Genomic DNA, 12,878 nt, shown 5'->3' with positions numbered 1-12,878 from the left:
TTATAACAATCTAATTTACTTCTTTCTTCACCTAATTAAGCAATTGAAATGCATAGGACATTAATTTATTTGTTTCTGTAAAACGTTTTGTTTTACTTTTTGTCCCCATAACAACTGTAATAATGCGATTATCGCCTTGCTTTGCAGTACCTGTAAAACAATACCCTGCGCTATCTGTAAACCCTGTTTTTAAACCGTCTATTCCTTCTATATATAAAGCTTTATTATTTTTGTTTAACATCTCATTTGTGTTTGTAACATTAATATTATTAAATGCTAACTGACTTTGACGTAAGTGAGTCACTTCTAATATCTCCGGGTAGTCTTTTATAAGATGATACGCTAATTTCGCTACGTCAGCTGCTGTCATTTTTGTTTCACTTCCGTCGGGCTCCTGCAACCCGGAAGCATTCGCGAATTTAGCTTTATCTGACATTTCTAACTGCTTTGCTTTTTCGTTCATAAGTTGAACAAAGTTTTTTTCTGTCTTAGCTACATGTTCTACTAAAGCGACAGCCGAATTATTAGCCGATTCAATCATTAACGCATGATATAAGTCCTTAACAGTTAATGTATCATTTACTTGCATTGGGATTTTTGCACCCTCTGTTTGTGCCGATTTTTCACTTATTTTCACTGGATCTTCCCAGCGGACTTTCCCATTATGTATACTCTCTAAAACGAGATATGCCGTCATCATTTTCGACATACTAGCAGGGGCAACAGCTTCATTTTCATTATTTTGATAAATAACTTCTCCATTACTCGCATCGATAATAATAGCTGCTTTTGCATCAATTTCTGGTGGTATATATTTTGGTGGAACTACTTTTTCAGATAGCCCTGTTTTAGGTAGCTCTGCCACTTGTAAAGGCTGAGTATCTACATTTGTTTCACTCTTTTGAACTCCCTGGAAAAAGAACCAACATATACCCAGAATTACTACTAATAGGATTGTTAATCTTCCCCATTTTAACCACTTCATTCTAAAACTCCTTTAGCAAACCTTTTATACACTCATGTTTAACCATAACAACAATTACTTTATATCGTCAAGGTAAAAAGTATATTTATTCATCTACAGCGATTATTATTTCAACCCCTTTCTCTTTTTCATATGTGTTACACTAAAAATAACGAAATATAAGAATATTCAATAACAAAAAGTTCGAAAACACTATATAATAGAAAGGATTTATACAAATGATACTTCCAAAAGCATTAAAATATGGCGATACAATCGGCATCTACTCTCCCTCTTCACCAGTAACCTATACTTCTCCAAAAAGATTTGAACGAGCAAAATTATACTTACAAAAGAAAGGATTTCGTATTTTAGAAGGCTCACTAACAGGTCAATATGATTATTATCGTTCAGGAAGCATTAAAGATCGTACTGAGGAACTAAATGAATTGATTAGAAACCCAAACGTTTCTTGTATCATGTCAACAATTGGGGGAATGAATTCAAATTCATTATTACCTTATATTGATTATGATTCTTTTAAAAAAAAACCAAAAATAATGATTGGCTATTCAGATGCAACAGCGCTATTACTAGGAATTTATGCAAAAACAGGAATTCCTACATTTTACGGTCCAGCACTCGTTCCTTCTTTTGGTGAATTTGAGCCTTTCGTAGATTGCACGTACAAATATTTTGCGGATACTGTATTAACTGATCAACACCTTCCTTACAACATAAACCAGCCATTATTTTGGTCAGATGAATTTATTAATTGGGAAGAAAAAACGAAAGAAAAAGAACTTCGACCTAACAATTGGATTTCAGTGATCGGTGGAAAAGCTACTGGACGTATTATTGGTGGGAATTTAAACACTATACAAGGTATTTTTGGTAGCCCCTATATGCCACATATTCAAGAAGGTGACATTCTCTTTATTGAAGATAGCTCAAAATTTGCATCTACTATCGAAAGAAGTTTTTCATTACTTAAAATTAACGGCGTTTTTGATAAAGTTTCAGGTATCATCCTTGGAAAACATGAGCAATTCGATGATTGTGGTACAAATCGAAAACCTTACGAAATACTATTAGAAGTATTACAAGATCAAAAAATCCCTTTTTTAGCCGATTTTGATTGTTGTCATACTCATCCAATGATTACTTTACCAATAGGTATTCAAGTAGAGATGGATGCAACAAATAAAACGATACAAATTATAGAACAGTGGAAAATCTAACACTACTACCTCTATTTCAACTCTATAGCTACGTATGACCTTCTATTGTTTTACATTAAAAGACATGATACTATATATTTTGGAATGTGAAGGAATAAACAAAAATCATTTCAATATGCCTTCTATATATAATAAGAAGCTATTGATTATATACATCGAGTTTACATATGTGTATATAAATGTAAAAGAGAGTGAATATATGAAACCAACTATTAAAAACTATGTATTTTTACATGTGGCCTTCTTGATATATTCTATCATTATGGTTTACATGAAATGGGCAGCTCAATTCCCTATTGCATCAATTTCATTTTTTATTGCTTACTTTGGACTTGTTGTACTTTTATTCGGATATGCAATTCTATGGCAACAAGTCATTAAGAATTTTGAAATTTCTAAAGCATATTCACACCGCGGAATTATAATACTGTGGTCTATGCTATGGTCAGTATTCCTATTCGGAGATAAGATACATTGGAATCACATACTTGGTGCAGCTATTATTATCGTCGGGATTGTGGTGGTGACAAAAGATGAATAGTTATATGTTATTATTTATTTTCGGGATAATTTTAGCCAATTACTCACAAATATTATTAAAAAAGGCTACTTTACAACAATACGATTCTAGAATAAAAGAATATGTGAATCCTTATGTTATCATCGGCTACTTTTTATTTGTAATTAACGCCGGATTGAATGTGATCGCTCTAAAAGGCTTGGCATTAAAGCAAGCATCTGCATTAGAATCATTAAGTTATATCATTATATTAATTTTCGGTTGGTACTTCCTAGGGGAGAAAATAACGAAACGAAAAGTCATTGGCAATATTATTATTGTCATTGGTGTAATCGTCTATTGTATACAATAGCAAAAGGATCCGTTTATGATAAACGGATCCTTTTGCTATTGCCCTAAGTTTTGAACCTTATCTTTCAAATCACGAACTTGTTCTATCGTCTGCATAAGCTCGGAGTCTTTAAACTGCTCTACATTCATTTTTCCTTCCTCTATCTTTTGCATAGATGTATCAATTAATGTATTTAACTTTTCATTATATCCGACGATTTGCTGGTGAAGATCCTTCGCTACATCCGGTGGTGTTAATTCATTAAAAGCTGGTATATCTTGTTTAATTTCAGTAAGTTTCGTTTCTAGTTCTTTTCGAGCTTCTCCATCATTAACAGCCTTTTCAGCTAATGCTGGTGCTTCATTTGCAAATGCACTTATTTCATTTACATAGTCTGTCGCTTTTTGAGCATAATCTATAGAGTTCTTCCCTCCCTCTACTAGCGAACATCCCATCAACCCAATTGAAACTACAATTGAAAGTAGCATTGTTTTTGTAAACTTCATTTTGACCTCCTAAATAATTATCATACTTTTATTCATTTATAAACACTTTATTTTCTTCTTATACACCTTATCGCATCATATCTTATTTTTTAATCTTTCTCTTATACATTCTAGAAAAATCATTATTATCCTGTTCAACATGTACTTCGAACAATTTATCATACATTTTTTCATTTTCACCTCGAAACTATCTTCATTTAAATATAAAAACAGACATACTTATTTTAAGTACATCTGTTTTCGAGGTACGTATAACTCTCACTAATTAAAGTTTCTCTTTATCCACTTACATGTCCTATGATCGTTACAATATCTATTTCTATATGTACACTAATAATATCTTCTATAATGTCCGTATATCCTTGGCCTAAAGGTGTTCCATAATGTAATATAATCCCCTTTTTTTCATAAACTGACTTCGGTACAGTAAAAATAAATTTCCTCATATTCCGTTCATCAGCAGGCTCCATAATTAACACAATGCCATCCTCTTCAAACATATAATCACGCCTTCCAACATTCCTTTCACTATGGCTCAGTATTGCCTTGAAAGACTAGGTTTTAAACACCCTTTCTAACAATATATAACCATTCAATGTTCAACTAGCTTATACGCCCTATATGATTTGACCACAAATAAAAAAAACACAAACCTTGAACTGTCAAGAATTTGTGTTTTTCTTCCTTTTATAATTTCACTTTATCGAGCTCATATAGGCTACGATATTTCTCATTTTCTTTCAGTAACTGTTCATGGCTACCTTGCATAGCGATTTGACCACTATCAAGGAAAATAACTTCATCTACATGTTCAATTCCTACAAGGTGATGTGTAATCCAGAGAACAGTCTTTTCTTCTGTTGCAGAAAACATTGTTTCTATTAAGGCTAATTCCGTTTTAGGATCTAAACCGATAGTCGGTTCATCAAGTACAATAATTGGTGTTTCTTGCATAAGGGTTCTTGCAAATGCTACCCTTTGCCTTTCTCCGCCAGAAAACCTCTTTCCCATTTCATGCATTTTTGTTTGTAATCCATCAGGAAGAGATGCAATATGTGAAGCTAGCTGTGCTTTCTCTAAAGCTTTCCATATCTCTTCATCATTAGCCTCTGGTTTACCGATTCGCACATTATTTCCAATTGACGTATCGAACAAATGCGGTTTTTGATTTAATACAGAAATATATTCGGATAAAAGATTCGTATGCGCTTGTTCACCATTCAATAAAACTTGGCCATTTACCGGACTTAACGCCCCTGTTAACAATTTTAGTAAAGTAGATTTCCCTGTCCCACTTCTACCTAAAATAGCAATTTTCTTTCCTGCTTTTATTTGTAACGATATGTCTTTTAATACAGTCTCGTTACTATCTGGGTAACTATACGATATATGATTCAGTTCAATATCTACATGTTTTGGTGCAACGTAATCTTTATCTCCATGCAAATCCATTTCATCATGTAAAACACTATCACTTTCTACACCATTAAGACGATGAGCAGATTCTACATACAATGGGATTCGATCGATGGCATCTGAAATAGGAATAAGCGCATTCGTTACCGATAAAGTCATTAATACGAAGGCCGCGATAACTGTAGGAGCAATTTGTTCCCTTGCCGCTTCATTCCCAGTCCATATAATCATTGAAATAACTACAATACCTACTACTAAATGAATGAGACTGTCTCGAATATGATACCAGCGTTTCACTCTCTTCTCTGTTTTTAACAATTGATCATTTTGCTCTACATACGCATTAATAAATTCATTTTTTCTACCACTCGCCTGCCAATCAGATAACCCAAATACTGCATCTGTCAATTGTTGATACAAACGATTTCTTCCTTGCTTCAAAGCGATATGATTTTGTTTCATTAAAAGCAGTGATACAAAGGGAAGAAGAAAAACGATAATAGCTAACATACAGCCTGCAATGAGTGCGAATACTAAATCAAATGCACCGATAACAAGTACGAAGATGCTATATACAACTAGCGCTAATATACTAGGAAATATTGTTCGTAAATATAGATTCTGTAAATGTTCAATATCCTCAGACAATACACCTAGTACATCACCAGTTTGAAAGCGTGAGCGGAAGAATAACGCCTGTGGTTCTACAATTCTATATAGTTTCGTTCTCATTTTTTCTAATATACGTAGTACAACATCATGCCCAACTAAACGCTCTAAATAATGAAAGACCGCTTGCCCTATACTAAATGCACGCGTTGCAACAATAGGAACATATACAGCCATTACATTTTCTGGTCTGAGAGCAGATTTAGATATTAAATAACCTGAAATAAAAAGCAACATCGCACTCGAACTAACTCCAAGAAGTCCAAGGAAAATAGTCAAAGTCATTCTACCTTTATTTTGCTGTATATAAGGCTTAATCCAGTTACTCATCGCTCTCCCCTCTCTTCGCTATGAAAATGTAATGTCTCATTCGTTAAAAGTTCTTCATATGTTCCGCTTTCTATAATTTTCCCTTTATTTAAAATAAGAATATGATCCATTTGCTTCATCCAATGTAGACGATGTGTTGCAAGAAATACTAACTTTCCTTCAAACAGATGTAACATCGATTGCTTTATTTCAAATTCAGTTTCAATATCAAGATGTGCTGTAGGTTCATCTAATAAAATGATTGGCTTTTTACTTAAAAGTGCACGTGCCATAGCGACACGTTGTTCTTGTCCGCCGCTAAGCATACGCCCACCTTCTCCAATTATTTCATACATCCCATTGGGTAATGATGCAACGAGCGAACGAAGACCTACTTCATTAATAACTCTCTCAACTTCTTCATCAGTTGTATTTGTTTCATAGAAACAAATATTATCTTTTAATGAAAGCGGAAAAATATATGGTTGCTGCGGAATATAAGCAATATTCTTTTGCCAATCTTCACGAGTAGATCCGTCAATTTCAACACCATTTACTAACATCTTCCCAGCCGAAGGAGATAAAAATCCTGCTAATACATCGATTAACGTTGATTTCCCTGCCCCACTTTCACCAATAACGCCTATAGCACCGTTACCTTGCCAAGTAAAATCGATTCCCTCCAACATAGCCTTTTCAGATTCATCATTATTTACTTTTACATCTTTTAATTTCAAGCTACTAGAGGAGTTCCATACTATATCTACATTTGAATCTTTCATTTCTATTCCTTTTTGCTTCTGTAAAATCTCTTCTATTTGCTCGATCGCAAGTTGTCCATCTAATGTAGCATGATAATTCGCTCCAACTTGCTTAATCGGCAGAAAATATTCCGGCGCTAAAATTAAAATTGTAAGAGCTGGTAACAGTATAATCGTCCCATCTATTAACCGTATTCCTAACCCGACTGCTACAAATGCAATTGATAAACTCGTAAAGAAATCTAATGCAAAAGAAGAAAGAAAAGCAACTCGCAAAGTACGCATCGTTGCTTTTCTATATCGTTTACTTACTTTTTCAATCTTTCCTTCGTGCTGTTTACTTTTCCCTAAATACTTTAATGTTTCTAACCCTTTTAATGTATCTACAAAATGATTAGAAAGTACACGATATGTTTCATATTGGCTATCCGCCATTTTCTGCGCTGCTAATCCTAAAAGGATCATAAATATAATCACAATAGGAATCGTTACAACTAAAATGATTCCTGACTTAATGTCCAGTGTAAAAACATATAGAACAATTAGTCCTGGTACGATACTACTTCTAATCATTTTAGGAATTGTCAATTCAATATATGTTTTGAATTTCTCTATACCTTCAATCGATAAAGTAACCAAATGACCAGTTCCATTCGTTTGGACAAATCTCGGCCCTAATGTAAAATACGCTTCTATTAGTTGTTTACGTAATGCCAATCCTGTTTTTTCAGCGAAACGCTCAACCAATATTTGCGATGTTCGCACCAACATTTGGCGTACTGCAAACGTAATCCCAAAATACACAGTTTCATTTAGCACAGCTTGCACTGTTTCTCCATGAAATAAAAATGTGATTGCTCGTGCTAAAAACACTGTCTGTGCAATAATACTACACGCCTCTAAAATGCTAATAAAGGTTAAAGTTACATATAAAACTCGGCTACCAGGATACGACGGAAGTCCTCTTTTTCTTTTCATTAGTACTCCAAATCTTTGTCTGACTTAACAGGTTGTCTAAATACATAGAAACTCCATATTTGACTACCGATAACAAACGGTAAAATAGCAAGAGAAAAATAGCTCATCAGTTTTAATGCATAAGGTCCTGATGCCGCATTATAAATTGTCAAATCATTCGCCGCTCCTAATGAGCTAATCATGACACGCGGGAACATACCGATAAACACACTTGCACTTAGCAAAATGATTGTTAAACTCGTCATAAAGAAAGCCCAACCATCTCTTCTTCTTTTATTTAATAAAGTAGAAACAAATAGCGCTACAAAAGCTCCAATCGGCACCATTAGCCACTCTGAACCATGTGCTGTGAAAATATCTGTTTTCCATAACCCTACACCTGCAAAAATAAGAAGTGTTATTAATGCAAAAGGTGCAATCTTTGTTGCGGCAATACGTGCGCGTTCTCGTAATGTACCTGTTGTACGTATAGTAAGAAATTGCAAACCATGAACAATACATAGAAGAAGAAACATAACTCCTCCAAGTAACGCAAATGGGTGAAGTAATTTCACGAATCCGCCTACCATATTTTTACTTTCATCAATTGGTACACCTACCATGAAGTTTGCAATTGCAACTCCCCAAAGTATAGGAGGGAGCATACTTCCAAGAAACATGCCCCAATCCCAGAAACTTTTCCACTTATGATTTTCTATTTTCGCACGGAACTTAAAGGAAACGCCTCTTATAATTAAAGCAAGAAGCATAAACACAAACGGAATATAGAACCCACTAAATAAAGTTGCATACCAGTGCGGAAATGCCGCAAACATAGCACCACCAGCACAAACAAGCCATACTTCATTTGCGTGCCAAAACGGTCCAATTGTATTTAAATATATACGCTTTTCTAAATCGTTCTTTCCTAAAAACCTTGAAACTATTCCTACACCAAAATCGAAACCTTCAAGTACAAAGAATCCAACGAATAAAGTTGAAATAATTAGAAACCATAACTCATTAAGAGATAACATACTCTTCCTCCTTATCAAATGGATCATGGCTTTGATAATCCTTTTTCGCTTTCTTATTCGCATGACCTTTAATGATACGAACGAATAAGTAAATAGAAATTCCTCCGATAATTAAATATAGTGATGTGAATGAAATAAGAGAGAATAATACTTCTCCAAAAGTAACGTTTGGAGATACAGCATCTTCTGTTTTCATAACACCGAAGACAACCCACGGCTGACGTCCCATTTCGGTCATAACCCATCCTACTGTATTACCGATAAACGGTAGTGCAATTGCATATACCATTATTTTTAAATACCAAGGTTTTTCAGTTAAGCGATCTTTTCTTGATAAGAACCAGCCGTACGCTCCTAGAAGAAGCATAAATGTTCCACTCATTACCATCGCTCTAAAACTCCAGAACATAGTATGTACTGGCGGAATATAATCTCCAGGTCCATATTTTTCTTCATATTGTTTTTGAATTTGATTCATCCCTTCTACTTGACCACTAAATTTATCGTATGACAATAGACTTAGCATGTAAGGAATTTGAATTTCAAACGAATTTTCTTTCTTCTCTGTATCAATTTTCGCAAATACTGTAAATGGCGCTGGGTCCTCACTCGTATTCCATAACGCTTCAGCTGCGGCCATTTTCATCGGATGTGTCTTAATTAAATTTTGCGCTTGTGCATGACCGAAAAATAATACCAATGCTGTTGAAATTGTTCCAACAACGATAGAAACTCGGAAAGACTTCTTAAACACTTCCGTCTCTTGTTGTTTTGCAATTTTCCATGCACTGACACCAGCAATAAAGAATGCGCCTGTTGCAAGTGCCGCTGTAATTGTATGCGGGAATTGCACCCATAATTGTGGATTTTGAATAATCGCCAAGAAATCATTCATTTGTGCACGCCCATCTGCTGCCATTTCATATCCTACTGGAGCTTGCATAAATGCATTTGCAGTTAAAATCCAAAATGCTGATAACATTGTTCCTATTGAGAGGAGCCAAATACATAAAAGGTGAACTCGCTTCGGAAGTTTATCCTCACCGAATACCCATAAACCTAGGAATGTAGACTCAATGAAAAATGCTAATAAACCTTCAATTGCCAGTGACGGTCCGAAAACATCACCAACAAAACGTGAATATGTTGACCAGTTCATACCAAACTGAAATTCTTGTAAAATACCTGTTACAACACCTACTGCAAAGTTAACAAGGAATATTTGTGTCCAAAACTTTGTCATCTTCTTATAAACTTCTTGTCCCTTTACCACATACAACGTTTGCATTAACGCAATGATAAAAGCTAAACCAATAGATAGCGGAACGAAAAAGTAATGAAAAATCGTTGTAGATGCAAATTGTATTCGTGCCAATTCGAGCGTTTCCATGCTAAATTCACTTCCTTCATAATTTTTTATATCGTAATATTGATTGAATTCACTTCATAACGAACAATTCAATCATTTGGAAATACAAAAAGATAAATTCGTTTATGTACTTTCTGAAAATATAGATTGTCAGTTTTTTAGATAATTACAAAAGAACTTTCTTCATCCGATTTACCTTTTCACTATTTCAGTAGTGTTTTATTCGTTAATCGAATTGTATAATATACTTACATAATAAATTCAGGTGATTTTTGACGTATTATTGACAGGATTTTGTCTGAAATATGTCTTTTGTAATTTTTTCGAATTAGATTTCTCACATTTAAAAAACGTGTTTTTCAAACATACAACATACTCTTATATCAATAATATTACGTTTTTCTCTTCATACGCTTGACTTTCCTCTTAAAAAATGTCCTCAAATCAAACCTGGAAATACGCTACATTTTTGTCAAGAGAAAAATGTATTTCTAAAATTCAAATTAAGAATATTGTTATTCACAAATAGAAAAATCCTTTCCTTTTTTAGACTAAAAATTCATTTTTTCGTCATTTTTTCAAACTGAATTAACATAAAAAATACCGAGAGTCAGCTAGACTCCCGGTATTTTTCAATTATTTTGCTATGTGCTTTCTAACAGCCGGCATAATTTCAGTTGCAATTAATTCGATGTTTTTTTCAATCTTATCAAATGGTACACCGCCAAAATCAATCTGCGCCATAAAACGTTGTTGCCCAAATAACTCATGTTGATACAGCATTTTTTCAATAATTTGTTGCGGGCTACCAATCATTAACGCGTCACGATAATCTACTGCATTAGTAAATTGTTGTTTTGGATACCCACCACCACGTAGTGCAAGCATACCAGCATGAATATGGGGATAATATTCACTAAGTGCATCTTGTGAATTTTTTGCTGTATAAAATAAACTTGTTGTTGCAATTGGTAATGTTGCTGGATCAAAGCCACTTTGCTGAGCAGCTTCACGATATGCATCCACCGAAACTTTAAAATTAATAGCTGGGCCACCAAGTGTCGTAAGCATCATTGGTACACCTGCGTGTCCTGCCTTAATTGCACTAGCAGGTGGCCCTCCAACAGCACGCCAAATTGGCATATTGTTATTTTTAGCTCTCGGTATAATTGTCGCATGTTCAAGCGGCGTTCTAAACTGCCCTTTCCATGTTACACTTTCTTCTTTATTTATTTTTAATAAAAGATCCATCTTCTCTTCAAATAGTTCTTCATAATAATTTACATCGTAACCCAGTAAACTATATCCCCCAATACGAGATCCACGACCAGCAACGATTTCCGCACGACCATTAGAAATTAAATCGATTGTAGCAAAATCCTCATATACACGAACCGGATCTGACGTGCTTAATACTGTTGCAGAACTCGCTATTTTAATATTTTTCGTAGCTTGTGCAATAGCTCCTAAAATAACTGTATGAGCTTGCGTTGTAAAATGCGCTTGATGACTTTCACCGACAGCAAACACATCAAGTCCAGCTTCATCTGCTAACTTAGCTGTTTCAATTAGTTCCTGAATTCTTTTTTCTGCACTTATTTTCGAACCATTATGCGGATTTAAAATGTGATCTCCAATTGAATATAATCCAAATTCAATTCCTTTACTTACATCAATACGGTATTGTTCCATAGTTGTCCTCTCCCTTTTAATCAAGTGGTATTAATTTCTCTTCAATCTCTTTTCTTCTCTCTTCTAAAAATGGTGGTAAATCCAGCTCTTTTCCTAAATCAGCAACTGCTGAATCTACAGTAAATCCTGGTCCATCCGTCGCAATCTCAAATAAAATTCCATTTGACTCACGGAAATATAAACTTTTAAAATAAAAACGATCGATAATCCCTGTTGATTGGAACCCTTTATTTTTCACAGCTTCATTCCAATAAATCAGTTCTTCATCATTTTTTACACGAATAGCTAAATGATGAATACTTCCTTTTCCAGGTCTTTCACTCTCTCCCTCTTGCTGTTTCACCAAAATTTCCCCAAAAGATTGACCAGCAATAGATTGATAAATCCCCTCATCGTCTGAACGAGATACTTCTTTATAACTAAACAAGCCTGTTAATGTTTTTGATAATTTATTTAAACTGCGCACTGTCATTTCAACTGTTCCCATGCCTAAAATACGATGCTTCTGCTCTACAGAAGATTCATCCCATGCAGTCCAATATTCAGGCACCTCTTCACCGTTATTATTTAATAGTACTAACCGTAGGCCATCTGGATCTTCAAAGTGCAGTGCGTCTCGGCCGGCGTAAGTTGTAATTTCCCCATGCGCCACCTGAAGCGACTCAAAACGTCTCTTCCAAAATGTAAGGCTTTCTATTGAAGGTACGAGCAAACCTATTTGCGTTATTGCATTTGTACCACGGATTGTTCTTCCTACATTCGGCATTTCAAAAAATGATAATTCAGTTCCGGCACTTCCTGTTAAATCGCCATAAAACAAATGATACATAAATGGATTATCTTGATTGACCGTCTTTTTCACTCGGCGTAATCCTAAAACATCTCGATAAAAATTATTATTCATTTTCGCATTTTTAGTCACCATAGAAATGTGGTGATGTCCTGGAATTGTATACATAAAAATTCCTCCTCTTTATCACTTGATTAGTCAATTGATTAAAAAAAAAAAAAAAAAAAAAAAAAAAAAAAAAATAAAAAAATATTTTTTTAAAAAAAAAAATAAAAAATTTAAAAAAAAAAAAAATAAAAATATAAAAAAATTAAAA

The 12,878-nt window shown here is 34.2% G+C and carries 12 protein-coding genes; 3 read left to right on the top strand and 9 right to left on the bottom strand.

Annotated features, from left to right (window positions below; all coding sequences use genetic code 11):
• Nucleotides 1–31 precede the first annotated feature (31 nt).
• A complete protein-coding gene (locus JDS80_RS14000) occupies nucleotides 32–985 on the bottom strand; it encodes a D-alanyl-D-alanine carboxypeptidase family protein (RefSeq protein ID WP_199638943.1) in 954 nt (317 codons plus the stop codon).
• A gap of 218 nt (nucleotides 986–1,203) precedes the next feature.
• Here JDS80_RS14000 and JDS80_RS13995 point away from each other — a divergent pair, with 218 nt between their 5' ends.
• The 3 genes from JDS80_RS13995 (at nucleotide 1,204) to JDS80_RS13985 (ending at nucleotide 3,077) form a co-directional block, all read left to right on the top strand.
• Nucleotides 1,204–2,205 carry a S66 family peptidase gene (locus tag JDS80_RS13995; protein WP_071745677.1) on the top strand — a complete coding sequence of 334 codons (1,002 nt, stop codon included), beginning with the start codon at nucleotides 1,204–1,206 and terminating at the stop codon, nucleotides 2,203–2,205.
• 199 nt (nucleotides 2,206–2,404) lie between these two features.
• Complete coding sequence (locus JDS80_RS13990; protein WP_000805129.1) at nucleotides 2,405–2,746, top strand: EamA family transporter; 342 nt, start codon at nucleotides 2,405–2,407, stop codon at nucleotides 2,744–2,746.
• Nucleotides 2,739–3,077: an EamA family transporter gene (locus JDS80_RS13985; RefSeq protein WP_001089866.1), complete on the top strand. Its 339-nt coding sequence runs from the start codon at nucleotides 2,739–2,741 to the stop codon at nucleotides 3,075–3,077. The genes JDS80_RS13990 and JDS80_RS13985 overlap by 8 nt, the downstream gene beginning before the upstream one ends.
• Nucleotides 3,078–3,112: 35 nt before the next feature.
• Here JDS80_RS13985 and JDS80_RS13980 read toward each other — a convergent pair whose 3' ends face one another.
• The 8 genes from JDS80_RS13980 to JDS80_RS13945 form a co-directional block, all read right to left on the bottom strand.
• Nucleotides 3,113–3,562 carry a DUF6376 family protein gene (locus tag JDS80_RS13980; protein WP_071745678.1) on the bottom strand — a complete coding sequence of 150 codons (450 nt, stop codon included), beginning with the start codon at nucleotides 3,560–3,562 and terminating at the stop codon, nucleotides 3,113–3,115.
• 278 nt (nucleotides 3,563–3,840) lie between these two features.
• Entirely contained in the window at nucleotides 3,841–4,062 is a 222-nt protein-coding gene (locus JDS80_RS13975) for a hypothetical protein (RefSeq protein ID WP_071745679.1), read from the bottom strand.
• Between the two features lie 187 nt (nucleotides 4,063–4,249).
• The gene (gene cydC, locus JDS80_RS13970; RefSeq protein WP_199638941.1) at nucleotides 4,250–5,977 is read right to left on the bottom strand and encodes a thiol reductant ABC exporter subunit CydC; all 1,728 of its coding nucleotides are present in this window, start codon (nucleotides 5,975–5,977) and stop codon (nucleotides 4,250–4,252) included.
• Nucleotides 5,974–7,695: a thiol reductant ABC exporter subunit CydD gene (gene cydD, locus JDS80_RS13965; RefSeq protein ID WP_071769975.1), complete on the bottom strand. Its 1,722-nt coding sequence runs from the start codon at nucleotides 7,693–7,695 to the stop codon at nucleotides 5,974–5,976. The genes cydC and cydD overlap by 4 nt, the downstream gene beginning before the upstream one ends.
• Nucleotides 7,695–8,711 carry a cytochrome d ubiquinol oxidase subunit II gene (cydB, locus tag JDS80_RS13960; RefSeq protein ID WP_071745682.1) on the bottom strand — a complete coding sequence of 339 codons (1,017 nt, stop codon included), beginning with the start codon at nucleotides 8,709–8,711 and terminating at the stop codon, nucleotides 7,695–7,697. The genes cydD and cydB overlap by 1 nt, the downstream gene beginning before the upstream one ends.
• The gene (gene cydA, locus JDS80_RS13955; protein WP_071745683.1) at nucleotides 8,698–10,101 is read right to left on the bottom strand and encodes a cytochrome ubiquinol oxidase subunit I; all 1,404 of its coding nucleotides are present in this window, start codon (nucleotides 10,099–10,101) and stop codon (nucleotides 8,698–8,700) included. The genes cydB and cydA overlap by 14 nt, the downstream gene beginning before the upstream one ends.
• A 615-nt stretch (nucleotides 10,102–10,716) precedes the next feature.
• Nucleotides 10,717–11,772 carry an LLM class flavin-dependent oxidoreductase gene (locus JDS80_RS13950; RefSeq protein WP_098889891.1) on the bottom strand — a complete coding sequence of 352 codons (1,056 nt, stop codon included), beginning with the start codon at nucleotides 11,770–11,772 and terminating at the stop codon, nucleotides 10,717–10,719.
• Nucleotides 11,773–11,788: 16 nt separating this feature from the next.
• On the bottom strand, nucleotides 11,789–12,730 hold the full coding sequence (locus tag JDS80_RS13945) for a ring-cleaving dioxygenase (protein WP_098889890.1): 942 nt from the start codon (nucleotides 12,728–12,730) through the stop codon (nucleotides 11,789–11,791).
• Nucleotides 12,731–12,878 lie beyond the last annotated feature (148 nt).

This window comes from Bacillus cereus group sp. N8 (genome assembly GCF_016483685.1).
In the GTDB taxonomy this organism is placed as follows: domain Bacteria; phylum Bacillota; class Bacilli; order Bacillales; family Bacillaceae_G; genus Bacillus_A; species Bacillus_A proteolyticus.
This window is presented reverse-complemented; position numbering and strand designations above follow the sequence as displayed.